General features: G+C 63.6%; 21 protein-coding genes. 11 read left to right on the forward strand and 10 right to left on the reverse strand.

Features of this window, described 5'->3' with window-relative positions:
- Positions 1–295 precede the first annotated feature (295 nt).
- Positions 296–1,516 carry a macrolide family glycosyltransferase gene (locus EV191_RS24735; protein WP_132879870.1) on the forward strand — a complete coding sequence of 407 codons (1,221 nt, stop codon included), beginning with the start codon at positions 296–298 and terminating at the stop codon, positions 1,514–1,516.
- On the opposite strand, the gene EV191_RS24740 is transcribed toward EV191_RS24735, so the two are convergent.
- Entirely contained in the window at positions 1,513–2,271 is a 759-nt protein-coding gene (locus tag EV191_RS24740) for an Rv1476 family membrane protein (RefSeq protein WP_132879872.1), read from the reverse strand. The genes EV191_RS24735 and EV191_RS24740 overlap by 4 nt on opposite strands.
- 56 nt (positions 2,272–2,327) lie before the next feature.
- On the opposite strand from EV191_RS24740, the gene EV191_RS30215 reads away from it, so the two are divergent.
- From EV191_RS30215 to EV191_RS24765, 4 genes are all read left to right on the forward strand, one after another.
- On the forward strand, positions 2,328–3,122 hold the full coding sequence (locus EV191_RS30215; RefSeq protein ID WP_165913083.1) for a hypothetical protein: 795 nt from the start codon (positions 2,328–2,330) through the stop codon (positions 3,120–3,122).
- A gap of 117 nt (positions 3,123–3,239) precedes the next feature.
- Positions 3,240–6,101 carry an AfsR/SARP family transcriptional regulator gene (locus EV191_RS24755; RefSeq protein WP_132879875.1) on the forward strand — a complete coding sequence of 954 codons (2,862 nt, stop codon included), beginning with the start codon at positions 3,240–3,242 and terminating at the stop codon, positions 6,099–6,101.
- A 131-nt stretch (positions 6,102–6,232) separates the two neighbouring features.
- A complete protein-coding gene (locus EV191_RS24760; RefSeq protein WP_165913084.1) occupies positions 6,233–8,101 on the forward strand; it encodes a vWA domain-containing protein in 1,869 nt (622 codons plus the stop codon).
- A gap of 114 nt (positions 8,102–8,215) precedes the next feature.
- A complete protein-coding gene (locus EV191_RS24765; RefSeq protein WP_132879878.1) occupies positions 8,216–9,334 on the forward strand; it encodes a cobalamin-independent methionine synthase II family protein in 1,119 nt (372 codons plus the stop codon).
- Positions 9,335–9,366: 32 nt separating this feature from the next.
- Here EV191_RS24765 and EV191_RS24770 read toward each other — a convergent pair whose 3' ends face one another.
- Positions 9,367–10,443 (reverse strand): VanZ family protein, encoded by a 1,077-nt coding sequence (locus tag EV191_RS24770; protein ID WP_132879880.1) that lies wholly within the window; start codon positions 10,441–10,443, stop codon positions 9,367–9,369.
- 123 nt (positions 10,444–10,566) lie between these two features.
- On the opposite strand from EV191_RS24770, the gene EV191_RS24775 reads away from it, so the two are divergent.
- The gene (locus tag EV191_RS24775; RefSeq protein WP_132879881.1) at positions 10,567–10,860 is read left to right on the forward strand and encodes an ArsR/SmtB family transcription factor; all 294 of its coding nucleotides are present in this window, start codon (positions 10,567–10,569) and stop codon (positions 10,858–10,860) included.
- On the opposite strand, the gene EV191_RS24780 is transcribed toward EV191_RS24775, so the two are convergent.
- Complete coding sequence (locus EV191_RS24780) at positions 10,857–12,383, reverse strand: amidohydrolase family protein (RefSeq protein WP_132879882.1); 1,527 nt, start codon at positions 12,381–12,383, stop codon at positions 10,857–10,859. The genes EV191_RS24775 and EV191_RS24780 overlap by 4 nt on opposite strands.
- Positions 12,384–12,560: 177 nt before the next feature.
- Here EV191_RS24780 and EV191_RS24785 point away from each other — a divergent pair, with 177 nt between their 5' ends.
- Positions 12,561–13,571, forward strand: a complete 1,011-nt coding sequence (locus EV191_RS24785; protein ID WP_132879883.1) for a YdcF family protein — start codon at positions 12,561–12,563, stop codon at positions 13,569–13,571.
- A 5-nt stretch (positions 13,572–13,576) separates the two neighbouring features.
- Here EV191_RS24785 and EV191_RS24790 read toward each other — a convergent pair whose 3' ends face one another.
- The 4 genes from EV191_RS24790 to EV191_RS24805 all read right to left on the reverse strand — a co-directional run bounded on the left by EV191_RS24790 (position 13,577) and on the right by EV191_RS24805 (position 18,137).
- A complete protein-coding gene (locus tag EV191_RS24790) occupies positions 13,577–14,251 on the reverse strand; it encodes a DNA alkylation repair protein (protein WP_132879885.1) in 675 nt (224 codons plus the stop codon).
- A gap of 142 nt (positions 14,252–14,393) precedes the next feature.
- The gene (locus tag EV191_RS24795; RefSeq protein WP_132879887.1) at positions 14,394–15,536 is read right to left on the reverse strand and encodes an acyl-CoA dehydrogenase family protein; all 1,143 of its coding nucleotides are present in this window, start codon (positions 15,534–15,536) and stop codon (positions 14,394–14,396) included.
- A gap of 37 nt (positions 15,537–15,573) precedes the next feature.
- The gene (locus EV191_RS24800) at positions 15,574–17,397 is read right to left on the reverse strand and encodes an AMP-dependent synthetase/ligase (RefSeq protein ID WP_132879888.1); all 1,824 of its coding nucleotides are present in this window, start codon (positions 17,395–17,397) and stop codon (positions 15,574–15,576) included.
- 74 nt (positions 17,398–17,471) lie between these two features.
- On the reverse strand, positions 17,472–18,137 hold the full coding sequence (locus tag EV191_RS24805; RefSeq protein ID WP_132879890.1) for a TetR/AcrR family transcriptional regulator: 666 nt from the start codon (positions 18,135–18,137) through the stop codon (positions 17,472–17,474).
- 109 nt (positions 18,138–18,246) lie between these two features.
- On the opposite strand from EV191_RS24805, the gene EV191_RS24810 reads away from it, so the two are divergent.
- Genes EV191_RS24810 through EV191_RS24820 form a run of 3 tightly spaced genes read left to right on the forward strand, consistent with a single transcriptional unit; the run spans position 18,247 to position 22,284 of the window.
- Complete coding sequence (locus tag EV191_RS24810) at positions 18,247–19,479, forward strand: oxygenase MpaB family protein (protein WP_132879892.1); 1,233 nt, start codon at positions 18,247–18,249, stop codon at positions 19,477–19,479.
- Positions 19,479–21,782 carry a molybdopterin cofactor-binding domain-containing protein gene (locus tag EV191_RS24815; protein ID WP_132879894.1) on the forward strand — a complete coding sequence of 768 codons (2,304 nt, stop codon included), beginning with the start codon at positions 19,479–19,481 and terminating at the stop codon, positions 21,780–21,782. Before EV191_RS24810 ends, EV191_RS24815 begins: the two co-directional genes overlap by 1 nt.
- Positions 21,783–21,807: 25 nt before the next feature.
- The gene (locus EV191_RS24820; protein ID WP_132879895.1) at positions 21,808–22,284 is read left to right on the forward strand and encodes a (2Fe-2S)-binding protein; all 477 of its coding nucleotides are present in this window, start codon (positions 21,808–21,810) and stop codon (positions 22,282–22,284) included.
- Here the strand turns inward: EV191_RS24820 and EV191_RS24825 are convergent, their stop codons facing one another.
- Complete coding sequence (locus tag EV191_RS24825; protein WP_243659207.1) at positions 22,285–22,956, reverse strand: TetR/AcrR family transcriptional regulator; 672 nt, start codon at positions 22,954–22,956, stop codon at positions 22,285–22,287. It lies immediately after the preceding gene.
- Positions 22,957–23,172: 216 nt separating this feature from the next.
- On the opposite strand from EV191_RS24825, the gene EV191_RS24830 reads away from it, so the two are divergent.
- Positions 23,173–24,396 carry an oxygenase MpaB family protein gene (locus EV191_RS24830; protein WP_132879898.1) on the forward strand — a complete coding sequence of 408 codons (1,224 nt, stop codon included), beginning with the start codon at positions 23,173–23,175 and terminating at the stop codon, positions 24,394–24,396.
- A gap of 53 nt (positions 24,397–24,449) precedes the next feature.
- Here the strand turns inward: EV191_RS24830 and EV191_RS24835 are convergent, their stop codons facing one another.
- Together EV191_RS24835 and EV191_RS24840 are read right to left on the reverse strand one after the other, a co-directional pair.
- The gene (locus EV191_RS24835; protein WP_243659208.1) at positions 24,450–25,268 is read right to left on the reverse strand and encodes an IclR family transcriptional regulator; all 819 of its coding nucleotides are present in this window, start codon (positions 25,266–25,268) and stop codon (positions 24,450–24,452) included.
- 124 nt (positions 25,269–25,392) lie between these two features.
- Positions 25,393–26,781, reverse strand: a complete 1,389-nt coding sequence (locus EV191_RS24840; RefSeq protein ID WP_132879900.1) for an LLM class flavin-dependent oxidoreductase — start codon at positions 26,779–26,781, stop codon at positions 25,393–25,395.
- Positions 26,782–26,828 lie beyond the last annotated feature (47 nt).

The following is a 26,828-nucleotide window of genomic DNA, read 5'->3' on the forward strand; positions in this document are numbered from 1 at the left end:
AGTGGACGGTTCGGAAAATCACGCGCGCGCCCCGGCGGAATCCGTTACGCTGGACGGTATGGGTCAAGCACTCCAGTTCTACCTCTGATCAACAGCAACCGAGCCACCCGCGCCATGTGCGCATGAGGTGTTGCTCGGCGGCGCCGTGCCCAGACCTCCCGGGCCATCCGGCCAGGTCACTCTCATTGGCAACTCCAGTGGCGCCGCGCAGGTGAAGTCATGCCTTGTCGAAGCTGAGCCGTAGCACGGCTCGGCTCAACCATGCGTTGCTGTACAGATTAGATAGGAGTACGTCATGCCTGCCCAGAATGGCTACCGCATCAGGAAGCCCGCGCATATCGCGTTCATGTCGATCCCGGCGCACGGGCATGTGAATCCGGGCCTCGGCTTGGTATCGGAGCTCGCTCGGCGGGGGCACGGTGTCACGTATGCGGTCCCGGAGTCCTTCGCGCCTCAGGTGATCGAGGCCGGGGCGACCCATATCGGCTACGAGACGATGCTGCCGACCGGGGAAAAGGGCGACGAGTGGACCACGGACTACCTCGAGGCCGCGAATATGTTCCTCGATGAAGCCATCGCGGTAGTGCCCCAGCTTCGCGCGGCGTACCAGGACGACGTCCCCGACGTGGTGGTACACGACATCGGTGCGCAGCACGCACCGGTGCTGGCCGCGTGCTGGGGAGTGCCGGCCGTTTCGCTGTCACCCACGCACGTCGCCTTCGAAGGATTCGAGGAGGTGTTTGGCATTGGGCACGAGGTGGACGGGCTGGCCACGCACCGCGCGGAGTTCCAAGCGTTTCTCGACCGCTATGAGACCGGGCTGGACTACGAATCGATGATGCGACCGCCCAACTCGTTGGTGACTATCCCGCGCAGCTTCCAGTACTGCGGGGATCGAGTCGCCGACGACGTGATCTTCGCCGGTCCGATGCTCACCGAACGCGCCTTCCAAGGCGACTGGCAGCCGCCAACCGGTAAGCGCGTGCTGCTGATCTCGCTGGGTTCGGCCTACACCAACCAGCCGGAGTTCTTCCGTGACTGTGTGCGGGCTTTCGGCGACGATCCGAGCTGGCATGTGGTGCTCACCATCGGCAAACACGTGGATCGCGCGGCGATCGGACCTGTTCCGGAGCATTTCGAGGTGCATCGGTGGGTACCGCAACTGCGGATACTGTCCTATGCGGATGCTTTTATCTCGCATTGCGGTATGGGTGGCACGATGGAGGGACTGTACTCGGGGGTGCCGATCATCGGCGTGGGGCAACTTGGCGAGCAGTACGCCAACGCGGCCAGGATCGCCGAACTTGGGCTCGGGGTACACATTCCGCTGGAGGAGGCCACGTCCGAGTCGTTGCGTGCCGCCCTGGAACGGGTGAGCACCGACGCAGCGATCCAGGAGAACATCGCGGCGATGCGGGCGGAGATCAACGCCGCCGGTGGCGTGCGAGCTGGGGTCGAGCTGATCGAGTCGGCCCTCGCAACCTCGTCGTCTCCGGAAAAGCCGACTCGCGTCTAACGCGCGCCGTCGATCGTTTCGGCGATCTGGTCGAGGTTGGCGCGGACATCCCGAACACGCGCGTCGAGGGTGTCCGCGCTCCGCCGGTCCGTGGGGTCCTTCTGCACGGTATGGCTCAGCTCGCGGTACCGCACGACGAGTCGGTCGAACTCCGTGCTGAGTTCGGCATCGTCGTGCACCGTGACCAGAGGTTCTAGGCGCAGCACCGTATTGGCCATCGCGGAGATCTCGGACCGCAGCCGTTCACCTTCGGCGGCCAACGCGGCCGCGTCTTTCGCGCGCCGCCGGCGGCGCTCCCACCAGCGGCCAACGACGGCCACCGCGATGATCAGTACGACCGCGGCGCCGATGATCCAGCCCCACGGCGGTCCGGGTGCGGTGAGCTCGTCCACGAATGCCTGAGCGGCAACCGCGTCATCGCCAGCGGGAAGATTGGCCACGGCAGCGGCGGAATCACCATCCGCGCTCCAAGCTGCCGCGGAATCCGGGCTGAGCGCGAGCACCGTGCCACCACGGTCGAGGGCCAGTTCCTGGGCGAGGTCCTGCAACTCGCTTTCGGTGCCGTCTGGCAAGGTCACTACGGACAGCTCGAGGTCGTGATCGGCGCGGGCCTGTTGCACGACCTTGGCGATCCGGTCCTGCGCACCGTCGCCGGCCACACCGTTGTCCCGGAGATCGGCGGCGATCTCGTCGAGGTCGACGCCAGCCGGCTGTGCGATGACGGCGTCGGCACGGGCAATGTGGTGGCCGGACATGATGAACACTCCGCGGTAGAGGTATCTGGGCGGTAGGGAATCTGGAGGGATTGAGCGTGCGAGAACGGTACGTGACGGACCCCGAAGGGATGCAGTGGGTAGTGGGACGCAAGTTCCTCTTTGGTGCCCCACGTTACCGGGGGTTTCGATTCGGTCTCGGCAAGAAGCGCAAGTTCGAGCCGCCGGTGACGGCCGCCGAACCGGCGGAACAGGCCGAGCCGCCACCGCACCGCATCGCACGCAGCCGCCCCGTGCCCCAGGGGCCCGTCCGGCATGACCCGCCCGCCCGATACCGCGATATGGACGGGTACTACCGACGTCGCCCTCGGCGGCGCGGCGGGATGATTTTCGTGCCTACCGGTGGCTTCGGCGGCGGTGGTTTCTCCGGTGGTGGCGGCGGAGGGCTGGGCAGTGGCGGCTCAGGTAGTCGCGGTGGCGGCGGCTCGGGTAGCAGGGGCGGTGGCGGCTCCGGAAACCGTGGCGGCGGCGCTGGCGGCGTACTGGGTGGTCTTGGAGCCGGCGCTGGGGCACTGGCCAAGATCGCCTCGACCGTGCTCATCGTCATCGCCATCTCGGCAGCGATCTTTCTCACTATCTTCGTAGCCCTGCCAGCCCTCGTGCTGTTGTTCGAATTGTTGCTCGTCGCGTTGCTGATCGGTTGGCGCGCCCTCACCGGCCGTCCATGGGTGGTCGAGGCGCGGCAGAACCGCGCGGCGCCCATCGTGCATACCTGGGCGATCCAGGGCTGGCAGGCCGCGGGCGGTACGGTCGATGAGGTGGCCGAAGCACTCCGTCGCGGGCAGACACCGGAACCGGTCGGCGCGGAAGCGTTGGAAAACCACGGAACCTGACCGGTAACCGGATCATCACAGTGCGAGCGTTCTACCCCAGCCGCACTCCGTGGTCTGCTTGTCGTGCGGTGTCTGAGGTCAACGGCAACTACGGCAGTGTCGAGGTGTGTGCGGCAAATGGACGATGTGCTTGATCTTCGTGTACTTGGTCCTTTTGAAGTACGCAGGAATGGCAGCGTCGTTCCCATCACGGCGGGAATGCAGCGGGCCGTGCTGGCCAGCCTGGTGCTTCGAGACCAGGCCGTCGTACCTGTCCGCACACTTGTCGACGATCTGTGGGGTTCAACGCCGCCAGAATCGGCGATAGCGACGGTGCGCAACTATGTTCGTCGGCTCAGACGGGTGTTGCCAGCGGGCGTCGTGGAAACCGCCTCGTCCGGCTACCGGTTGCGGGTCTCGCCGGAGAAGGTGGATTCGCATCGCTTGGTAACGCTTGGCGCGCGGGCCAAGGAGATGGCGAATTCCGATCCGGACGGCGCTGTTGTGGTCTTTCGGCAAGCCATGGAGCTGTGGCGAGCGACCCCGTTGCTGAACATCGGTGACATTCCGCTGCGCACGTGGCAAGTACCCCGACTCGAGGAGATCTACCTCGACATCGTGGAGGAATATCTCGATCTTGAACTGCGTCGTGGCTCCGCACAGCAGGTACTCGCCGACATCACCCGTTTCCACATGGAGTATCCACTGCGGGAACGGATCGCAGGTCAGTTGATGCTCGCGTTGTATCGGACCGGTCGCACCGCCGAGGCGACCGAGCGGTTCCGTCGGCTCCGGGCTTCCTTCGTCAACCGGCTCGGCATCGAGCCAGGCCCCCGGCTCAGCCAGCTGCATCAGGCGATCCTGCGTCAGGATCCCGACCTGGCTGCTCCGGAGCAGGACGGGCCACCCGCGGACGCCCCCGTCGCGGACCACACCGCGAGCCTGCCGAGTGTGCCGCATGACTTCGTTGGCCGCGGTGCCGTCCTTGGCGAGCTCGACGGCCGGCTCGAGAGTTTTACCGCCCACCCAACGGATGCGCTGACCTGGGTCATACACGGGCAGGGTGGAGTTGGGAAGTCGACCGTCGCGCTGCACGTGGCGCGCCGCTTCGCCGATCGTTTCCCGGACGGTTCGCTGTACGTGGACCTCCATGGGTCGACGCCGAGCGCGCGCCCGCTGACCACCATGCAAACGCTCGCTTTGCTCATCCGTGAGCTGGGCGGCGCCGAAGTCGACCCACGGTGCGCGCCGGAGGAGGTCGCGCGGATGTATCGCGCCCGCTTGCGTGGTAGGCGGGTCTTACTCGTGCTGGACAATGCGATCAGCTTGGCGCAGATCGCGCCCGCGCTTCCTGAGGAGCTGGGTTGCGCGGCCATCATCACTACCCGGTCGCCGTTTGGCGAGGGGATCGAGATGTGCCGGGTCCACTTGTCTGCCATGCCGGAGCACGAGGCCATTGAGCTGTTGGCGCGTACCGCGGGTAAACGCAAGGTCGCTGAGGATCCGGTGCATGCTGAGCGGCTGGTCACGCTGTGCGGCGGACTTCCACTCGCATTGCGATTGGTGGGCACGCGTGCGGCGTTGCGGCCGCATTGGCCCCTCGAATCCTGGGTGGGTCTGCTCGCTGACGAGCGGGGACGACTCGACCAGCTGCAACACGAGAGTGTCGACCTGCGGGCGAGTTTGCTTGTCAGCATTGAGAGCCTGCGCTCGTCCGCTGACGAGCTCGATCAGGCGGCGGTGGCATTGTTTGATCTGGCTGGGGCGATACCGGCGCCGGGAATCACTCCTGCCTTGGTGGCGGGGCTGACGGGGTGGTCGCCCGAGTGGGCGGATTCGGCGCTGGTGCGACTGACCGAAACGCATATCATGTTCAGCCCACGTCCTGGCTACTACTCGTTTTACGATCTGATCGCGCTGCTGGCCAAGGAAGCCGCCGCGGACCGTACTGAAGTGGACCTCGGCGAGCTGGTGTTGGGTGCCTGTCGCTGGTATCTGGCCGCGGCGCGGCAGGCAGCCGCCGCGATCACCGGTGCCCCCTCGCCCCGGGGGCTTGCGCAATACCATCCTGTTGATGACATAGAGACCCTGCGGTTTTCGTCCGTTGGTGCCGCGACGCGGTGGTTGAACCACGAGATCGAGCTGATCGTCGCGATATTCCGGCACGGCGCCGGCCTACGGGCCAGCGAAGCGGCATCGTTGCTGGTACCGCTGACCCACGCGTTGGCCTTCTATTTCAACATCACCATGCGATGGCGGGAAAGGGACGCCATCGCCACCTGCATGCTCGAGCTGGCTCCCGGAACTGATGATGAGCTACTTGAGCCCGTTGCCCTTGCGCAGCTCGTCAACGTCGAGGGGCAGCGCGGCAACCTGACTGAGGCCGCCCGGCTAGCCGAGCGAGCGCGGGAACTGTTCGTCAACGGCGGTCACGAATCGAACGTGGACTACGTCGGCCTCTTGCTGAACTGGTCGACGGTGCTGTTCCTTTCCGAGCAGGTCGAACAGGCCACGGCGTTGTGCGAACGGGCAATCGAATCGTCGGCGGAGCACGGGTTCTCCTATCTCACGGCAGCCGCCCTGTGCAATCTGGCCAGCGTCCGCCGGATCTACGGGGACACGACACACGCCCTTTCGTTACTCGAGCGTGCGGCAGATATCCATGAAGCCTGCGGGAATCGCTACGGACAAGCGATGACCTACAACGTGCTGCTCGCAATCCACGGAGAACGTGGCGATCACCGTGCGGTGTTGCGTGATTCCTCCACCGCGCTCAAGTTGTGTGACGAGCTTGGTGACGGCTACTGCACCGCCGAGTGTCACGCCCGCACGGCACGGTCACTGGCGGCGCTGCGGCGGCACGAGGAGGCCGACGAACATCTGGCGAGAGCCCACGAGGTCATGGCCGGCATCAGTGGCAGGGAACGGCTCCGGCTCGAGCCCCTGCTGGACAACATCGAGATTCGTAACAGCTGGCGGGACGGCCTGCGCGGTCAGTGAGTTAAGGCCGCTGACCTGCTGGTATGTCGCCGAGATAGCGGCTGGATAGCGCGAGAGAGAAAACCGGAACGATCTCGCGAATCATGGCGGTCTGATGCGGGTCATGTTGACAACCGCGAATGGAGGCCGCCGTGCGAAGTCGGCGTACGAATCGGAGAATGCTCGCGGGCGCGGGCATGTTGTGTGCGGCATTGGCCGTCGGCGCGGCCGGACCACCCGCGGCTGCCCAGCAGCAGGAGCAGCAACTGGCTCCGGTCATGGTGACCTTGGATGCCTCCGGCTCGATGGCGGACACGCTGCCATCCGGCGGCACGAAGATGGACGCAGCCAAGAGCGCGCTAACCGGTCTTGTGGACAGCGTGGACGAAACCGCGGAGTTGGGCCTGCAAGTCTACGGTAGCCAGACAGGGGAGAGCCCCGAGGAAAAGGCCGAGGGGTGTACTGACGTCGTTACGGCGCAGCCCGTAGGTCCGGTCGAGCCGGACACCATCAAACAGGCCGTGAACGACGTCGAACCTTCCGGCTACACACCGATCGGCGCGGCGCTTCGGGCGGCGAGCGACGAGCTGCCTTCGGAAGGGCCACGTGCTGTCGTACTGATCTCGGATGGTCTGGATACCTGCGCGCCACCGGACCCGTGCGAGGTGGCCAGCGAACTCGCGGAGGACGGCGTCGACCTCTCCGTACACGCCGTGGGTTTCCAGGTCGACGCCAAGGCACGCGAGCAACTGTCCTGCATCGCCGAATCCACGGGTGGTAGTTATACCGACGCCTCGGACGAGGGGCAGCTGGAAGAGGAACTGCCTGAGGTGGTCAAGCAGGCACAGCGCACCTACGAGGCGCAGGGAACACCGATCACGGGCACCGAGGACTTCCCCAACGCGCCGTCGATGACCCCGGGCCAACACCTTGACACCATTGACGCGGGGCAGACCAAGTACTACCGACTCGCCGTACCGGAGAACTACACGGCGCACGTCTCGGCCACGTCGATCATTCCCAACGACGAGAACAACATGGGGGTTCCCAGGCTCTACACGAGAATATTCGACGAGGCCCGGAAACAGTGCGCCGAGAACTTCGACATCCAGTCCATGTGGCAGCCGCATTTGACCTCCACGATGAGCTGGAACCCGCAGGAGGACAGCGGTGACTGCAACCCTGGTGACGAGGTCTACTTCGCGGTCGAGCGAGAGGGGCCCGATGACACGAAGCACTGGACGTACGAGCTGGAACTGATGGTGACACTCGAGCCGCCAGTAACCGGGTCGGCTGGTCCCAAGGCGAACTCAACCGATGTTCCTTTCCAGCAACCGAGCGGTACGGAAAAGCCCGTAACTGGTGGTGGTAGTTTCAACGACGCGACTGAGCTTCCTGGCAGCGGCGTCTATGTGGACGAGATGCGACTGGGCGAAATGGCCACATACAAGGTCAAACTCGACTGGGGTGAGTCGGTTTCGGCGCAGACCAATGTGGACGGTCGAGGGATCGATGATGTGATCACCGTCGACACGACCCTCCGTACTCCGCAGCGGTCGTTGACATCCGAGTCGGTGACACAGCATGTGTACTTGAACGACAACCAGGATTCCGCACAGCCGGCAACGATGGCCCGGGTGCTCTACGACAACCGCGCGGAAGGCTACCCATCGCTGGCTGGCTGGCATTACATCACGCTGCAGAGCAGCACGGGTGAGAGCGACGAGTCGATGCCGGTGCGGTTGTCCGTCAGCAAGGGCGGTGAGCGCGTCGAGGCGCCCGCGTACGCGAACGCGGAAGGCATGCCAGCCGGTCCCGTCACCAACACGGAAGACACTCGGAACGACGCCCAGCACGACGTGACGGCCCAAGCACAAACCGAGCAGGTCTCTGGGCCGCCAACCTGGTTCTGGATCCTGATCTCGGCCATAGGCGGCGGTGCGCTACTTACTGGCGGCCTGCTACTAGGACGTCAACGCAAACGAAACAGCCGTCGAGCCAACCAGCCGCTCAACTACTGATCGGGCATAGATCTGCCGGGTAACCGCGGCACGCTGGTCGTCGTGCCGCGGTTACCCGGCGTATTCCGGAAGAATGCGTGGTGACACTGGGCGGTGTGTCCTGCGCACTGAAAGATGCTGGAGTCGAAATTGACTAAGATTCATCGAGCCGAAGTAGTCGGATCGCTGTTGCGCTCCGAGGCCCTCAAGGAAGCGCGTCGCGCCGTCGCGGAGAACGAGATTTCAGCTCGGGAGTTCAAGCGCCGAGAAGACAGGGCGATCGACGACGCCGTCGAAATTCAAGAAAGTGCCGGGCTCGACAACATTACCGATGGTGAACTTCGTCGAAGCTTTTTCTGTGACCACATCGTGACGGCCCTCGATAGCGTCAGCGAGATCGAAGCTCCGCCGCTCGATCTATTTCACGTCGTTACTGGCGAACGGGTACGCATGGGTATGCCAGTTACCGTAACGGGCAAGATCGCCGGTAAGCGGATGCTTTCAACTGAAGAATTCAGCTATTTGCGGTCTCGGAGCACTGTGCCCCTCAAGGCGACATTATCTAGTCCTATTACGCTCAACTATCTCTGGAACCCGGCATATACAACCGAGTACTATTCTGATCCCTATGATCTGTTTCGGGACGCGGCGCAGATCTTGCGGAACGAAGCGCTCGAGCTCGCTAGATTGGGATGCGAGTATATTCAAATCGATGCTCCGGAGTTGATCCAGGTCCTTGCTGACGATGCAAGCTGGCAGCGGTGGCTCCGGCTCGACCTGCAGCCGGAGCGAGTCATTCCAGAAGCTGTCGAGATCATCAACTCCGTTGCCGAGCCCATCCCCGGCGTAACCTTTGGCCTGCATGTCTGCCGCGCGAATGCGACGAATATGGCGATCGCGTCTGGTGGCTATGGAAACTTTGTCAGCAAACTCGTGCCGCGCGCCACGAACTTCAGCAACCTGCTTCTTGAGTACGATGATGAACGGTCGGGCGACTTCGCTCCGCTCGCCGAGATTCCGGATGACAGGAAGATTGTCCTTGGTCTCGTCTCGACGAAACGCGGCCAGCTGGAAAGTCAGGAGGAGCTCCGAACCCGGATCAATGAGGCGGCCAAGTACACGGGTATCGACAGGCTTGCGTTATCGACGCAATGTGGGTTCGCCTCGATGGAAAGCGGTAACGATCTAACGATGGCTCAGCAAGCGAACAAACTGCGCCTCGTCGTCGATACCTCCCGCGAGGTCTGGCCATAGACCATTGTCCAGTCGAACGTGATCCTGCTGGATCAGCCCGCCACCCGCTCGCCGGATACCGTATTGGGGGCAGCCCTAGCGTCCTCGATATCGGTCCTGGCGATGACCGCACTCAGGCCGCGACGCCCACGGGTTGTAAAGATCATGATGGCGGACACCAGCACGAACACCATGGCCCACATGCCGCCGAGCGGGACGACCTCGGTGACCAGAATTCCGTAACCGCCGATACCGCCAAGGAAACGCAGTACTCGCGTGACCGGTGTGGTGAAACGAGGGTTCGTTGGTCGCAGCAGCACGGCGCGTTCCCCGATGGTGGATCCCGTTGCCAACACGACGACGAACTGGATAAGCAGCGGTAGCCAGGTGCTCAGCACGGGTTCGACCGGGGACTGCGGCACGCCGAAGGGTTCGCCGGTGCCGATCAGCAGGCCGATCCGCCACAGCAATCCCACTACGGCGCCAGCCAGGAACAGGAACAGCAGGTCGCAGAGCATCCCGAGGAACCTGCGGCCGGCGGTGACGCGGCCGAGTGCCGGCGAGCCGACCGGGCGCGCGCGGCGGACGACAGCCAGCGCGATAAGGGAACCAAGGAACGCGCCAGTGGTGTTCGTCAGCAGATCGGAGACATCGAATACCCGATACGCGCACTCGTAGAGGCCCCAGACGCCGGTCAGCTGCGTCAGTTCGACCACTAAGGACACCGCGAGCCCGGCCGTGGTGGCAATGACCACCCCACGGCGAAACATCGTACGAAGCAGGAAGCCAAGTGGCATGAACAGCGCCACATTGAACAGGAACTGCATCACGGCCGGGTTGGTGAGGACAGCTCGTGGTCCGGACACGTCGTACTTGTTGATATCCGCCACGGCCTCGGCGAGATTCAGCTGAACCCCCGCGCAGGTGTACCCTTCGGACGGCAGCGGAAGCAAGGTATACGACCAGATCGCGATCGCGTAAACACACGTCGAAACCCAGCCCAGCAGTCGTGCCAGCGAAAGTCTGCCGTGTCGGCGATAGGACACGACGACGATCGGGATGAACAATGCGACCGCCAACGCCATACCGACGAAGATCGCGATCAGGCCAGACGCCACTGTGCTAGACACGGCGAGGACCGTAACGCAACAGAGTGGGATCCACTATCTGGGACCGCGTTTTCCCTGAAGAAGGCGATCATTCGGGCAAGTGTCACCTTGACAGGCAAGTTGACACTTGCGTATAAGTGGTATGTGGACGATGAGGGTGATCTGTTCAAGGCGATTGGTGACGCGACGCGACGCGCCATTCTGGACGAACTGGCCGACCAGGATGGTCAGACCTTGTTCGAGATCTGTGGCCGGCTGACTATGAAGCACGGCCTTGCCTCGTCGCGGCAGGCAATCTCGCAGCATCTTGGGGTGCTCGAGCAGGCAGGCCTTGTGCACACCCGACGGGAGGGCCGCTACAAGTTTCACCATCTCGACACGAGCCCGCTGCGCGCGATCACCGAACGGTGGCCGGTGGACCAGCCTGACCCGAGCTAGTCCTGCTGGGCGGCGGTTTCCGCCTCCGCCAGCATGGCTTCGCGTTCTCGCGAGGAGATATAACGACCCCGGGACACCACGGCGTCGATCGTGGTCGTATGGCGAATATCCTCGAGCGGGTTCTGGCGCAGGATCAGCAGGTCGGCCAGCTTTCCAGGGGTCACCGTGCCGGATTGCTCGCCCCAGCCGACACACCGCGCCGCATCCCTGGTTGCCGCCTGCAGCGCGCGCATCGGGGTCAGTCCGGCTTGGACAAGTAGTGCCAGCTCGTCGTGCATTGAGAAACCGGGAAAAACAAAGGGAATCCAGCAGTCGGTACCGGCGATGATTGGTACGCCCGACCCGGCGGCCGCGCCGGTCAGGCGTGCCTGCGCCGCGACGTACTCGCGCATCCGCGCGTTCTGCTCAGGAGGTCGGTTCAACCTGGCACGCGCGTTGGCCAGCCACTGTTCCCGCATGGTCGGTTGGATATAGCGCTCAAGTAGATCGAGCAGTCTGGAATCGGCGAGAAGGTCCTCGCCGGGCAACCTGGCCGTCCGTTCCACGCCCAACGTGGGCGAGTACCAGGTGCCGTGCCGGCGCATCAGCGCGAACAGCTCTTCGGCTTGCCGTCGATCGTGCCGCCGCACCGAGTCCATCTCCAACTGGCCCATGGTCTCGGCCCATTCCCCGGCCCTGTCCGGATCGGCGAACACCTCGCGCAACCGGCGATAGCGGTCTTCCCTGTCGGTTGCGGTGGACAGGTAGATTCCGTACTGGTGCTCGAGCGTGTGCTGGCCCGACCGAATCGCGTCCTGAGCCGTCACCTGCGCGGGAATATGGCCGGCGAACCAGATGTCCAGCCGGGCGGCTTCCGTTGCGATAGCGTCATAGACGTCCGGCGCGAGATACGAGTAGACCTTGACGAAATCGGCCCCCATCTCGTGCGCGCGCTGGACCGCGGCCCGGCCTTCGGTCGGCGTCCCAGCTTCGATCACACCAGCGCCAGTATCGCCGCCACCCCACGCCGAGTGGGGGCCATCGACGAGCTCGCTTGCCAGCACCATCCGCGGTCCGGGAACCTGTCCACTGTTCAACAGCTCACGGACTTCTTCCATACCGGGCGGGCCGACCATCTCCCGGACACCCGTCACACCGTTCGCGAGGTGCAAGGGTGCGAAGGTGTCGAGCAGCCATCCGCCATGCGTATGCGTATCCCAGAGCCCCGGCAGGACGTACTTACCGTGTACATCGACGACGGTCACTCCGTCGGGAAGATCCCGCAATGGGTACCGGCCGACGGCCACGATCCGATCACCCGCGAGTACCACGGTGGTATCCGGCCACGGTGCCGCTCCGGTGCCATCGAGCACCGTGCCGTTCGCCAATACGGTGACCTGGCCACCTCGGTCGAGCTCGGGGTCGACGCGAGCACCGGCGCCGGTTGTCGCCATCGCGGAATCAACGGACGCGGTGATACCGACGCCGGCCGCAACCCCGACGCCGCGGCCGAGCCAACTCAGCACCTGTCTCCGGGAAGCCATACCGCACGATACCGCCCGAGAACAGTCAGCTGATCGGTTGCCGTGCGGTAGCGGCGCCCCTGTCGTGGATAGTCCATATGGTCTAATCCCTCAGGTGTTCAACTCGCTGGGCAGGATCGACATGGTCGCCGCGACGATGCCTGGCCCGGTTGCGCCCCGGCAGGGGATGGCGGTTCGGTGAAACCCGCACTTCTCCCGTTCATCCCAGCAGTGCTGTTCTTCCTGGTGTTCCTGATCAGCTTCCTGCGGGACAGGCGAAAACTGCGCAACGGCGTCTACCTGTTCTTCACCTTGGTGTTCTTCGCGCTCGGCGTGCTGTTTCTGGTCGCGTCAGTGTCCCAACAAGCTGCCGCCATCCTGCTGTTCATCGCCGTCGCGCTGATTCCGCTTTCGGCGTTCGCGCTTGGCGCGTTCCTGATCGGTAACGGCATCACGATGTTGCGCCGCGAGGGGCGGCGGCCAGCCAACCTGCTTTCGCTACTGGCAGGGGCCGGCATCATCGCGTTCATCCCGGTGAGTTTCCTGGTTGACCAGATCGACTGGAAGCCGCTCACCGCGGTCGCTGGCGCGATCAGCGCGGTCCTAGTCTACGTATCGTTCCTGTTTATCTGCTTCTTGCTGTATGCCATCGTTTACGGTCGGATTCGCAGTAGGCGCGCAGTGGATTTCATCGTCGTGCTTGGCGCGGGGCTGCTGGGTGGGAGGCGGGTTCCACCACTGCTGGCAAGCAGGCTGGATCGTGGGCACCGGCTGCTCGACGCGCAACGCGCGCGCGGAGCGAACCCGGTGCTGGTGACCTCGGGTGGGCAGGGGCCTGACGAGGAACTGCCCGAATCCCACGCCATGGCCGACTATCTGGTGGAAAAGGGCGTATCCCGCGAGTTGATCATGATGGAAGATCAGTCACGGACGACCTCGGAGAACCTGACGTTCAGCAAGGAGCTCATGCGCGAGGCCCGGGGCGACTACCGGTGTGTGATCGTGACCAACAACTTTCACGTGCTGCGCGCCGCCCTGCTCGCGCGCAAGGCAAAGGTGAACGGCCAGGTCGTTGGCTCACCCACCGCGTGGTACTTCTGGCCGAGCGCCACCATTCGCGAGTTCATCGCGGTGTTCCTGGAACATCGCGTATTGAACTTCACGGTCTGTGGACTGATTGCCCTGTCCCAGGTGATGAACGAGTTCTAGCGCGGTTACTTGCCGTCCTTGCGGCGCACCAGTTCGGTGATCCAGATCGGCGCGAATGGCGAGGTGCAGTTTGGCGGAGTGGGGTAGTCCTTGAGCACCTCGAGACGCTCACCGATGTCGATAGCCCGAGCTCGGTGCTCCGCGTGTTCGATACCGATCTGTGCCAGGCAGTGATTCATTGCCCACTGCAAGCGATCAGGCGCGTCCTTCAGCTCCGACTCGATGATGTCGAGCAACTCGGTGAGGTTGAGATCATCCGGCGTTTTCGCCACGCGTTCCGTGGTCAGCGCCCACCCGGCACTGGCCACCACCGGGTCTGGATCGGCTGACCAGGCCAGCCGCAACTGCTCGGCGTGCGGGCTCTTCTTCGCCACATAGCTGACCAGCCAGTCATGCACCTTCGGAGTGCCAGCCGCGCGTAACATGACGTCCACCGAGTCGCGGTCGAAGGCCTTCGGGCGGCAGATCAGCAGCGCCAGCAGCTTCGCGGTGGTGTCGCCGGTCTCCCACAGCTGAACCGCGAGCTCCTGCTGCGTTTTCAGCCGTTTGGCTACCGCGCGCAGCTTGCCGAGGTTCACGCCGTGATCATCGCCGTGCTTCGCGTTCGCCGCCCGCATCTTCGGGTCTTCGAGTTTGGCCAGCTCGGCCAGCACCTCGTCCACCGTTGCCGTCTCGGCCACCGCATCCTCCCGTTCGCCGGTGCTGAGTTCCAGCCTACGGGAAACCAGCGGTAGTGCCGGTGATACTCGTAGCCGGAGCCCCTAACGGAGATTGTCTTAAACCGACAGATTGTCCGGAACGAGCGCGTTTGGCTGATGTTTCTCAGAGACCGTAGGTCTTGCCGATGATGTCCCGTTGGATCTCACTCGTCCCGCCGTACACCGTGGACACGACCGCCGAGCGCAGTAGCGCTTCCATACCGAACTCGGTGGCGTAGCCATATCCGCCCATCATCTGCATGCCTTCCAGCGCAACGTGTTTGGCCAGCTCGGTGCATTTGAGCTTGACCATTGAAGCTTCGCGAGGAAACACCATGCCGGGGTTCGCATCGATCGCGGTAGCTACGTCGCTGAGCAACAGCCTCGCGCATTCCAGCTCCGTCGCCATATCCGCGATGCGATGTTTGAGCGTTTGGAAGGTGCCGATCGGTTGACCGAACTGGTCACGGTTGCGCACATAGTCGACCGTGTCGTCGAATGCCCTTCGTGCGACGCCCAGCATCATCGCGCCGAGGATCATTCGTTCCAGGTTCAGCCCTGCCGTCAGCTGTGTCCATGCCTTGCCCGGCGTGCCAACTACCGCCGAATCGGGGACGAAGCAGTCGGTCAGGTACAGGTCGTTGACCTCCCGGCCGCCCATAGTCTCGATCCCGCTGATCTGTAGACCGTCGATATCGGTCGGCAGCATGAACTGGGTGAGGCCTTTGTGTTTGGAGTCTTCCTTCGACGTCCGGGCGATCAGCAAGATGTGATCGGCGATATGTGCGTTGGAACACCAGGTTTTCTGACCGTTGAGCAGGTAGCCGCCGTCGACGCGGTCCGCCCGGCAGGCGAGGGCGGCCACATCGGATCCCGCACCTGGTTCGGACATCGAGATCGCTTCGATTCGGCCGCGCACCACCCCGTCGAGCACGACGCGTTTCTGCTCCTCGGTGCCGAACTTCTGGTAGGAGGCGGCCGCGATGATCGTGGTCGCGAAGCCGCTGATCGGCGCTCGACCGTATGCCGTCTCCTCCAGGAACAGGCACAGTTCCGTCATACCGAGGCCCGCTCCACCGTATTCCTCCGGGATGAGGATACCGAGCCAACCAAGTTCGGCCATCGTTGTGTAGAGCCGCTGGTTGTGCGGTTCCTGGCCGTTCACCGTGAGCTTGTCCCGCTGCTCTTTCGTGCCGCATTCGCGACGGCAGAACTCGCTGACCGCATTGATCAGGTCCTGTTGCTCATCGGTCAGGATTCTTGGCATAGCTGGTTTTCCTCCAGGAAGGTGACGGGTCGGACGGTCAGTACATCGAGTTGATCTCAGCCGCGTAGCGTTCGTCGATGACCCGCCGGCGTAGGCTGAGTTTGGGAGTCAGTTCACCGGTCTCGGCGGTCCACGGGCCGGCTAACACTCGGTAGTTCTTGACTTGCTCAACATGAGAGAGTCCCGAGTTCGCCTGGGTGACGGCCTTGTCGAGCGTGGCGAGGACATCAGGATGCCGGGAAAGCGCGCCCTGATCGGCGGAGTCGAGGCCGTTCGCCTGAGCCCAGCCGGGCAGTACATCCTCGTCGAGGACTAGCAATGCGGTGACATAACGTCGATTGTCGCCGATCGCGACCGCCTGCCCCACAAGGGGATGCATCCGAAGCAGCGACTCGATCTTAGTGGGTGCGATGTTCTTGCCCCCAGTGGTGATGATGATCTCCTTCTTGCGGTCGACAATGGACACGAGGCCACGCTCGTCGATCGTGCCGATATCGCCAGTCGGTAACCAACCGTCGTCATCGGTCGCGTCCTGGATACCACCGTCCGCGGTGAGATAACCGGGAAACACCACCGCGCCCCGTACCAGCAGCTCGCCGTCGGCGGCGACGGAAACGTCGACGGCGGGCCCGGGTCGCCCGACCGCGCCGAACGAGAACGCATCCGGGGTGCTCACCGTCGCGGCTCCGGTGGTCTCGCTGAGCCCCCACACCTCGTATACGGGAAGGCCCAGACTGGCAAGGAACTCGAGTACCTCGCGTGGGATCGGCGCCGCACCGCTGACGGCGCGATGACAATCGTCCAAGCCGATCGCCGCCCTGATCGGACGTAGCACCTTGTCGTCCAGCTCGTCCAGCTGCGCGGCGAGCTCGGCGGGCGGCGGATTGCCGGTAGAGCGCAGCTGAAAGATCTCGAGTGCGATATGCCTTGCGTGCGTTACGATCTCCGCTCTGTCCGCGGGCAGCGCGTCGAGCTGCGCCCGTAGCCCAGCGGCAAGCTTTTCCCATACCCTTGGTACGCCGAAGAATCCGTTTGGCCGTACCGCCACCATAGTCGGCAGGAGCTGGTCCTGCTCGGCGCAGATCGTGACATGTCCCGCGTTGCAGATTGGCAGATAGATCCCGAGTACGCGCTCGGCGATATGCGCGAGCGGGAGATAGGCGATCGATCGAGGGTGCTCGGGTACCGGTACGAGGTGGTCCTGCATCAGGGATTCGTGAATGACGTTGCGGTGCGAGAGCACCACGCCCTTGGGCTCGCCGGTAGTTCCCGAGGTGTACACGATGGTCAGCGGCTGATCAGGTAACACCGCGTCGGTCAGTGTCTCGAAGGGGGTGCTTGGCTGTTCGGGCCGTGCTTCGCCACGCAGATCGGCGTAGCTGACGAGACGTGCGTCGCCGGCTGGCAGGACGTCGGGATCGAGGACGATGATCGTGCGAAGGTGCGGAAGGTCGTTCAACACCGGTCGCCAGCGGTCTAGCTGCTCGGCGCCCTCCAGCACGACGACCGTGGCCGCGCTGTGCCGGGCCACGAAACCGATCTGCTCGGTGCTCAAGGTGTCGTAGGTGGTGCACGGTAGGGCGCCGAGGTGGATCGCGGCCAGGTCGACGATCCAGTGTTCCGGCCGCTTGGACATCGCGATCAACATCCGATCGCGCGATCGTAACCCGATCGCCGACAGTCCCGCCGCGAGCACGGCTACCTCGGCGCGCAGCCCCGACCAGCTCAGCGTCGTCGCGCGTGGGCCAATTCCACTGGTGAGTGCCGGTTGTTCGGGAAACCGCCGCGCGTTGTGCCGCAGCAGGCGGGTGATGGTCTGCCCTTCGACAGCGATGTTGAGCTGTTCGACGACGCTACTCACAAGCTGTTCCCTTCATTGCGAACAGTAGGTTGGGCATGCCGCGCACGATGAGTTCGGTTGCCGGCACCCGCCGGTCAGTCGGCGCGGGCCGGGTTGTCAAGCATCGGTACGAGAAACCGCCGGGCCACCTCGCCCAGCTGCGCGTCGTCCTCGATATCGACCAATTGACTGGGGCTAACCAGGAAGGACGTGGACACCCGGACCATCAGTTCGGCGACCAGTTCGACATCGACGGTGCGTGCGACATGGCCCGCGTCCTGTTCCTTGCGGAGCTGACCCGCGACGAATCGGCGGACCGTGGCGGTGGTCCGGCCACCGCCGACAATCGACGGAACGACGAGGTCCGGCTCGGCGGACATCAGCTCGCCGATCAACGGGTTCTGCCGAATAGTCCGCAACGAGCTCACGAAACCCAGCACCACCCGGTCGGCGATCGTCGCCGCGCCGTGGATATCAATGAGGAACTGGGTGAAATACCTGCGGAACTCCCGTCGGATTACCTGTTCGACCAGCGCGTCCTTGGTGGCGAATCGGCGATAGACGGTGATCCGGGATACGCCCGCCAGCCGGGCGACATCCGCCATCGTGGAGCGCCGGATTCCGATACGGCGAAACTGCTCGTAGGCCGCGTCCAGGACGTGCACCGTGCTCTCATCGTCCTCGACGCGGTCAACCGCTTCGGCGAACGCTCGGTCCAATAGTGACTCCGCGTCCGGCGGTACAAGGCGCAGGGGCTCCATGAACCGTCCTTCCCTGGTGTGTTGTCGGGAATTGTGCGCTACTTTGATACCTGGTTACAAGAGTTGTATCATCATATCAACGTTCTGGCACTCAAGGAGGAGTTCAGCCATGACGGATATCAGCAGGCGTAAGGCATTGATCACCGGTGGAGCGCTGGGCGCGCTGGGCGCACTCGTTGCCGCCGCACCAGCACAGGCAAAGGCGCTTGTCGGGTGGAACTGGTCGCCGACTCGTTCGATCGCTGGCTCCGGTGCGGGTGTCGATCCAGCGTGGGTGTGGGACAAGCAAGCCGATCCCTTACTGGCCTCGCTGCTGGACAGTGGCGCGGTGCCAAAGATCAACGAGCTGCTGTGGAACTGGGAACGCAATGACCAGCCGCTGCCAGCCGGGCTGCCGGCGTCGTTACGCGACTTCATGAACACCGCGCGGCAGCTGCCCGCCTGGGCCGATCGGGACAAGCTCGAACTCGCGGCCGAGTTCAACAAAGCCCGCGGGATCTATCTGAACCTGTGTAACGGGCTCGGTGGGGGAATGCTGGCGACGGCCATCCCCAAGGAGGCGCGTTCGGTATATCACTCCGCGGGTGGCGCCGATATGGAAGATCGCGTTGCCAAGACCAGCCTCTTCGGGTTCGCCGTTGGCTCACTGAACGCCTACCGGCCCGATGGCACCTGCGTCGTCGAATGTGTGAAGACCCGGTTGGTGCACGCCGCGGTTCGGCATCTACTCCCGCAGTCACCGGATTGGCAGGACGGCGCCAGGGAGAACATCCCGATCAGCCAGGAGGATATGCTGGTCACCTGGCATACCTTGCCGACCTATGCGATGCGCAAGATGCGCGAATGGGACGTCCCGATCACTGATGACGAGGCCGAAGCTCATCTGCACGTATGGCAGGTGACTGGTTACCTGCTCGGTATCAACGAGGAGTACATCCCGGCCACCTGGGAAGCCGCCTACGACCAGTCGGATCAGATTCTTGCGCGGAACATGGGACCAACCGAGGAGGGCGTCAAGCTGACCGATATCTTGCTCGGTCAGCTGGCCGAGCAGACCAGTCCGGGCAGTGTGAGTCGGCCGTTGGTCAATTCCATGGCGCGGTATCTGATCGGCGATCAGTATGCCGACTGGAATGGAATCAAGCGTGAGCCGCTGTGGGACCGAGTTATTCCACGGGCATGGCCGACCTTGGTGAAATTCCGTGAAGGCGTGATAACGGCACCGTTCGTCCCCGAGGCGGCATGGGTAATTGATGAAGCCGTGCGACAGTACATTCTGTTCTATCTGACCAAGGGGCAAGAGACCAAGATCGTGATTCCGACCATGAACCGTCCAAAGTGATGCCCGGATCCGATGGCGCGGCGATCGGTCGGCGTAGGTTTCTCGGGTTCGTCATCGCGGCGCCGACCTTGGTGGCGGCCGCTGAGCTGACACGGCCAGAATCGGCCGCCGCCACACCGACGCCGGTGGCCGGACAGGTTCCCTCGCCGGAGATCACCAAGATCGTCGACCTGACCGATATGATGACCGCGGCCACGTTGCCGACAGCTGGTCTGATCAGAGTTGAAGTGCACGAGGACGGCACGGTGTCTTTCGCGCTACCGCGTGCCGAGGTCGGCCAGGGCATCACCACGTCGACGGCGATGCTGATCGCCGAGGAAATGGACGTACCGCTGGACCGGGTTCGGGTCACCCTGGCCGACGCCCGTCCTGAGCTGGTGTTCAATCAGATCACCGGCGCGTCGAACACGACCCACTCGACGTATACCCCGATCCGCACGGCTGCCGCGATCGCCCGGCTCCGCCTGCTGGAAGCCGCGGCCACAGTCCTCGGCTCGGCGGCCAGCGAGCTCACCGTGCGAGCCGGCGTGATCGCGGATCGCGCCGGAAACAGCGTGCCCTTCGGCGACCTCGCGGCCAAAGCGGCAACCGATCGGACCGAACAGGTATCGGTGGAACTCAAGGAGGCCAAGGACTTCAGCGTTATCGGTACACCGCGCAATCGGATTGACGCGGTGGCGGCGGTGACCGGACGCAAGAAGTTCACCATGGATCTGGACGTCCCTGACGCGAAATCGACGATGGTGTGCCGAGCTCCGACGATCAACGGCACGGTTGAATCGGCCGCGAATCTTGCTGAGGTCCGCGGTATGCCAGGGGTGACCGATGTCGCGGTGGTATCCACCGGCGTAGCGGTGCGCGCGGAGACCTTCGGCCAGTGCGTCGACGCGGTCCGCGCGCTGCGGGTTTCCTGGAAGCCAGGTACCGCGGAGGGAAAGTCGGATGAGTCCGTACTCGATGAGTTGCGGGCGGCCGAACTGCCGCTCGGGCCACGGCCGCCGGTAGCCAATGTGGACGAGCGGTTCACCTTCTACTTCCGCAGCAACAGCGCGCTCGAACCCAACTGTGCGATCGCCGATGTACGCGCCGACCGCGCCGAGATCTGGTCGGGGCTGAAGTCGCCGATCGTGGCCAAGCAGGAGATCGCGGTCAAACTGGGTTTGCCGCTGACTCGCGTCACCGTGCACGTGACCGACAGTGGCGGTTCCTTCGGACGCAGGCTGTTCTACGACGCGGCGTTGGAGGCCGCGGAGATCTCCCAGCAGTTCGGCAAACCAGTCAAGCTGATGTGGCATCGCGCGGATGACTCCCGCCAGGGCCGCACCCACCCGATGTGCATCTCGCGAGTTCGCGCTACCTATGCCGGCAACACGGTGCTGACCTATCGTCAGCGGCACACCAGCGTGGCGACCGACCTCGGCCACGGCTTTGGCGAGATCGTCACGGCGCTGGCGGCCAGGCTGCCGGTCGGAGATATCGGGTTCTCCGAGACCTTTTTCCAACTCAGCCAGGAGATGTCGTACAAATTCGGTGCAAGTACCCGGTGGCTGAACGAGACCGACAAGGGTTTCAACACGGGCAGCATGCGCAATGTCTACTCGCCGGATGCCACCTGTGCCCGCGAACTCGTTGTCGACCAGCTCGCGGGGAAGATGAACAAGGACCCGTATCAGTTCCGTCGTGAATTCCTGCGTGACGACCGCGCCAAGGCAGTACTCGACAAGGTTGCCGAGGTCGGTTCCTGGGGTCGGCAGATGCCAGCGAACACCGCGCAGGGCATCGCTTTCCATGCCGAGTACAAGTCGGTCAGCGCCGCCCTTGTCGAAATCGACTGTCGCCCGGAAACCGTCAACCGGGAGATCCGGGACGGGGTAGCCGGACCGCGCGTGACCAAGGTGGTGTTCGCGGTAGACGTGGGTCTTGCGGTGAATCCTCGCGGGCTCGAAGCGCAGATGATGGGCTGCATCTGCGATGGCATCGCGCTGACCCTGACCTCGAGTCTGCACCTACGCGACGGACACTTCCTCGAAGCGAGTTGGGACAACTATTTCTACACGCGACAGTGGAACACGCCGCCCGAGCTGCAGATCATCGTTATGCCGAACACCTCCGAGCAGCCGGGTGGCGCCGGCGAGTTGGGTGTCGCTCCCTCGATGGCCGCGGTTGCCTGCGCCTACGGTCGCGCGACCGGAACCATGCCGACCAGTTTCCCGATCAACCACGACACGCTGTCCTTCGAACCGAAGCCGACCATTCCACCCGTACCCGAGTCGCCCACCGACGGTATTCGTCGCGCTCGCTGACCACGCCGCAGCTCTGGAGATCACCTTGCCCAAGCACACTTTCCGCGTTAACGGCGAGCAGGTGACCGTTGACGTCGCCGATGACGTGCGCCTGCTGTGGGTGCTGCGCGACCTACTCGGGATCACCGGACCGAAGTACGGCTGCGGTATCAACGTCTGCAAGGCATGTACCAGTCACCTCAACGGCAACGCGGTCAATCCTTGCGCCATACCGGTCAACGACCTCGAACCAACCGACGAGGTGACGACCATCGAAGGGCTTGCGGCGACCGTTGATCAGGATCTGCATCCGATGCAGCGGGCCTGGCTCGAACAGGACGTGGCGCAATGCGGCTACTGCCAGCCTGGCCAGATCATGGCGGCGGTGGCACTCGTTCGCGAGGTAACCGCGCACGGCAGGGAGCTGACCGAAGCGGATCTGGACGGTATCCGCAACATCTGCCGTTGCGGTACCTACCCACGAATCCGCGAGGCCATCAAAAGCGGGGCCAAGGAGATGTAGTCAGCAGACATCCAGCATCGGCACCAGGAATCGCCTGGCAAGCGCGGCCAGCTGCGCCTCGTCGTCGAGATCGACGATCTCGCTCGGGATCGCGAGGAACGAGGCACATACCCGCACCATCAGCTCGGCGACCAGGTCCGTATCGGTTTCCTTGGCGACCGTACCGGCCTGTTGTTCGCGGCGAAGCTGGCCGGCGACGAACCTCCGCACCGTGTCGACCAGCGACTGGCCGCGGCTACCGATCATCGTCGGCACGAGCTCGGTGGGCTCGGTGGCGAGCAGACCGCCGATGAGCGGGTTGTTCCGGATGGCCCGTAGTGAGCTGACGAACCCCAACACCACCCGATCGGCGGCGGATTCGGCGCTCTGGATATCGGCGAGGAACTGGTCGAAGTATCGCCGGAACTCGCGCCGCATGACGTGCTCGATCAGCACGTCCTTGGTGTCGAACCGGCGGTAGACGGTGATCCGGGAAACTCCCGCACGCCGGGCGACGTCGGACATCGTGGACCGGGAAATGCCCATCCGGCAGAACTGCTCATGGGCCGCATCCAGGATGCGGGTTCGCTGCGCGTCGTCGTCTGCCACCTGCTCGAGGGAATCGGCGTAGGCACGCTCGAGTAACGAGCCCGGGTCCGAACTCGTTAGCGGTACCGGTGGTGCGGGCTCCACTGTCCCTCCTCGCGACGGGTGATTTCCTGTCATATCTGAAACGACGACCTCGTCATCTTGCCGGGTTGGCCTTGTGAATACCAACACGCTGTGCTCTGATTGATACACTGAATCACTGCTTGTTTCATCATCTCATCAAGAGTTCTTGATGAGCGGCGGTGCACCTAGCCAATAACTGAAACAGTGTTCCCAACCTCAATGTGGAGGACGGCAGGCATGGAAGACTTCAGCAGGCGCAAGATGCTGGCGACAGGTGGAGCATTAGGGGCGCTTGGCGCGCTGGGTGTGGCGGCTCCCGCCGCGGCGCGTCCGCTGTGGACCTGGTCGCCGGCCGGCTCGGTGGCCGGCAGCGGGAAGGGTGCCGACCCGAGGTGGGTATGGGACGACGTGGCGGACCCCTTGTTCGCCAACCTGCTGGAAAAGGGCAATGTACCGAAGTTCAACGAGCTGCTGCGTAGCTGGACCAAGAACAATCAACCACTGCCGCCCGGCATGCCGGCGGATATCCGGGATTTCCTGGAAAGCGCTCGGCAATTACCGGCGTGGGTGGATCAGGACAAGCTGACCGTCGTTGACGAGTTCAACAAGAAGCGTGGGCTCTACTTCGGCGCGCTCTACGGATTCGGTAGCGGCATGGTCAGTACGGCGATTCCCAAAGAAGCGCGTGCGGTCTACTACTCCTTGGGTGGCTGGGATCTGCGGGACCGCCTCTCCAAGACGGCGAAGCTTGGCTACGACATCTGCAACGCCCAGCCCTATGCGCCGGAAAACGAAATAATCGTCACCTGTTTGAAGACCCGCATGATCCACGCGGCGATACGCCACCTGCTGCCGCAGTCCTCGGGTTGGCAAGGGTCCGCGGACGAGGAAATTCCGATCAGCCAGGCCGATATGATGGTCACCTGGCACAGTCTGCCGACGCACGTGAACCGGTTGATGACCAGGTGGGAGATCCCGGTCTCCGCCGAGGAGTCCGAAGCGTTCCTACACACCTGGCAGGTATGCGCCTATATGTTGGGCATCAAGGAAGAATACATTCCAGCCTCGTGGAATGAGGCGGAGGAGCAGGCGAAACAAGTTTTTGATCCAGTGCTGGCTCCTACGCCGGAGGGCATCAAACTCGCCGATCAGATCACCAGTATGGGCGATCGGATTGATGGAACGATCATGAGTAAGGGCGTCCTCGAGTCGTTCACTCGCTATACCCTTGGCGACGAGGTTGCGGACTTTCTTGAGATACCACGGCACTTCTTCTGGGATAACCTCCTCAAGCGGGGATGGCCGCTGTTCATCAAAGCCCGCGAGGGTTTGATCGAGTTCCCGATGGGGCCGGAGGTATTCGACAACTTCGACGAGATTCTACGCAAGGTTGCCCTGTTCTACCTTTCCGAAGGTAAGAAGATCAGCATTGAGATCCCGGAGCGAAACCGACCGGAGTGAGCTGCCCGGGGCACTGTCCGGATGGTGAGCCGTGACTCCATAACCGCCCGTGTCTAGTCGGTTATGGAGTCGCGCCAGAACAGTTCGACTAGCTGGTCCACGGTCTGCTGCATCTGCTGCAGTGCTTCGGGGATCTGTGCGCGGCCGAACCGGGTGCGCGGGCCGTTGAGGGTCAGGATGGCGACGAGTGTTCCCGCGCTGTCCCTGATCGGTCGGGACAGCGACAGCAGCTCCGGTTCGAGCTCGTTATCGATGATGGCAAAACCCTGTTCGCGCACCTGTTCGAGCTCGTTGAGCAGCGTCGCACGGTCGGTAATCGTGTTGGGGGTGAAGGCTTCGAGCTTTTCCGGAAGCAAGGCACGCAGCGTATCCGCCGACTGCTCGGCCAGCGCCACCTTGCCGGTGGAACTGGCGTGCATCGGGTAGTGCTCGCCGACCATGTTCTTGGAGAGGATGCCGACCACATGGGAACCAGCTGCCTCGGCGACGAGATCGAGTCCGTCCTGGGCATTCGGGATGGACAGGGCCGCCGACTCGTTGAACTTGTCGGCCAATTCCTGCAGCACTGGCTGCGCGTGCGCGGCGAGACCGGCATACGGGTCGGCGTGCCGGCCTAGCCTGGCGAGTTCCCAGCCGAGGACGTAGCTGGTACCAATCCGATCGACGAGACCACCCTGTTCGAGGCTGTACAGCAGCCGGAACGCCGTTGGCCTGCTCAGTTCGCTGGCTTTGGCCAAGGTGGTGACCGTGGCGCCAGTACGGGGCTGCGCGGCTAACGAGCGAAGCAACCGGATCGCCTTGGTCACCGACTTGTTGGTCAGCTCGGTGCGCTCGGGCTCCTCGCCCATCTCGTACCCGTCTCCCGCGCTCACGGCCCCATGCGGTCTGAGGGCCTACTGCAGGCCTTCAGGTTAACAGGCGTGTTCACTTTGTGGACGCCCCTGCTGGGCGAGTCGTGCGGGGAGTGCCGGTAGGCGAGCCTGGTTGGCCGGTTGGTCAGTACTGACCTGTCCGGGCGGTGCGGTTGAACGCCCTGCCGGGGTGGCCCGCGCCCAGTCGTACCGTTCCTGGCTCGAAAAGTTTCTCGCGTAGCGTTCTACCTTCGTATTCCGTCCACATCGCCTCGCGACGTTGAAGTTCCGGGACGACCAGCTCAATGAAGTCGGCGATATCCTGGTATTTGATCGCGTGTCCGAGGTTGAAGCCGTCGATACCCGTTTCGGTGACCCAGTTGATCAGTTCATTGGCCACGGTTCGCGGTGAGCCAACGATGGTGGGGCCGCTGCCGCCGATCCCGATGAACTCGGCGATATCGCGGGGAGTCCATTCCTTGTCCGGGTCCATCTTGGAAAACAGGTCGATCATGGTCTGCCCGGCGTCAGTTCGCACATGTCGCAGCGGCACATCTGGCGCGAACTGGGACATGTCGAGCGCGGTCCAACCGCTGTACCTGGCCATCGCGCCGGCGTAGCTCACGAGCTCGCGGTACCGTGCGTACTTCGCCCACGCCTGTTCATCGGTCGGGGCGCAGACCACGTTGAGCATCTGCAACACGCGCACGCTGTGCGGATCGCGGCCGTGCTCTGCGGCGAGCGTGCGTAGCGCGTCGACCTGACGCTTGAGCGCGGGTTTGGAGACGGCGTTGACGAAAACGCCTTCGGCGTGCGCGGCGGCGAGAGCGCGCCCCTTGGTTGAGCCACCTGCCTGAAAGATCACCGGCGTGCGCTGTGGGGACGGTTCGCACAGCGCGAAGCCCGGCACGGTGAAGTACTTCCCGTAATGGTTGATGTCGTGGACCCGGTTGGGGTCGGTGTAGATACCGCGAGCCTTGTCGCGGACTACCGCGCCGTCCTCCCAGGAGCCTTCCCAGAGCTTGTAGCAGACCTCGAGGTGTTCGGCGGCTACGTCGTAGCGCTCGTCGTGCGGCGTCAGCCCGCCATTGCCGAGATTGCGTGCCGCGCTGTCGGCATAGGAGGTGACCAGGTTCCAGCCGACCCTGCCATCGGTGAGATGGTCCAGGGTGCTGAACCTTCGGGCAAGCGCGTAAGGGTGTTCATAGCTGGTCGACGCGGTCACCCCAAATCCAATGTGCTCGGTCACGCTGGCCATGGCCGGTACGACCAGGAATGGATCGTTGGCCGGTATCTGCGCGCTGTCGGCGAGCGCGGCGGCCGCGCTGCCCTGGTACACGTTGTGGTATCCGACGTTATCGGCGAAGAACACGCCATCGAACCGTGCCTGTTCGAGCAGTTTCGCGTAGTCCGTCCAGTACCGAAGGTCCTTGTAGCCTACGCCCTTGTCCTGGTGGTGCCGCCACAGTCCCGCCGAAAGGTGGGCAGGTCCGTGGAAATCGAAGGCAAACAGCCGAATGCGTTTGGTCAGCATCAAGTGCTCCTGTTCATGAACCGAAGGCTGCGTCGCAAATGCCTGCG

The sequence above is a fragment of the Tamaricihabitans halophyticus genome (assembly GCF_004340875.1).
Lineage (GTDB): Bacteria > Actinomycetota > Actinomycetes > Mycobacteriales > Pseudonocardiaceae > Tamaricihabitans > Tamaricihabitans halophyticus.

Excerpts from the sequence above, each read along its gene's own strand:
- EV191_RS24735 (WP_132879870.1), top strand. The coding sequence starts at position 296 with ATGCCTGCCCAGAATGGCTACCGCATCAGGAAGCCCGCGCATATCGCG.
- EV191_RS24765 (WP_132879878.1), top strand. The coding sequence starts at position 8,216 with ATGCTGGAGTCGAAATTGACTAAGATTCATCGAGCCGAAGTAGTCGGA.
- EV191_RS24795 (WP_132879887.1), bottom strand. The coding sequence starts at position 15,536 with ATGCCAAGAATCCTGACCGATGAGCAACAGGACCTGATCAATGCGGTC.
- EV191_RS24830 (WP_132879898.1), top strand. The coding sequence starts at position 23,173 with ATGGAAGACTTCAGCAGGCGCAAGATGCTGGCGACAGGTGGAGCATTA.
- EV191_RS24740 (WP_132879872.1), bottom strand. The coding sequence starts at position 2,271 with ATGTCCGGCCACCACATTGCCCGTGCCGACGCCGTCATCGCACAGCCG.
- EV191_RS24805 (WP_132879890.1), bottom strand. The coding sequence starts at position 18,137 with ATGGAGCCCCTGCGCCTTGTACCGCCGGACGCGGAGTCACTATTGGAC.
- EV191_RS24780 (WP_132879882.1), bottom strand. The coding sequence starts at position 12,383 with ATGGCTTCCCGGAGACAGGTGCTGAGTTGGCTCGGCCGCGGCGTCGGG.
- EV191_RS24815 (WP_132879894.1), top strand. The coding sequence starts at position 19,479 with ATGCCCGGATCCGATGGCGCGGCGATCGGTCGGCGTAGGTTTCTCGGG.
- EV191_RS24755 (WP_132879875.1), top strand. The coding sequence starts at position 3,240 with ATGGACGATGTGCTTGATCTTCGTGTACTTGGTCCTTTTGAAGTACGC.
- EV191_RS24840 (WP_132879900.1), bottom strand. The coding sequence starts at position 26,781 with ATGCTGACCAAACGCATTCGGCTGTTTGCCTTCGATTTCCACGGACCT.
- EV191_RS24810 (WP_132879892.1), top strand. The coding sequence starts at position 18,247 with ATGACGGATATCAGCAGGCGTAAGGCATTGATCACCGGTGGAGCGCTG.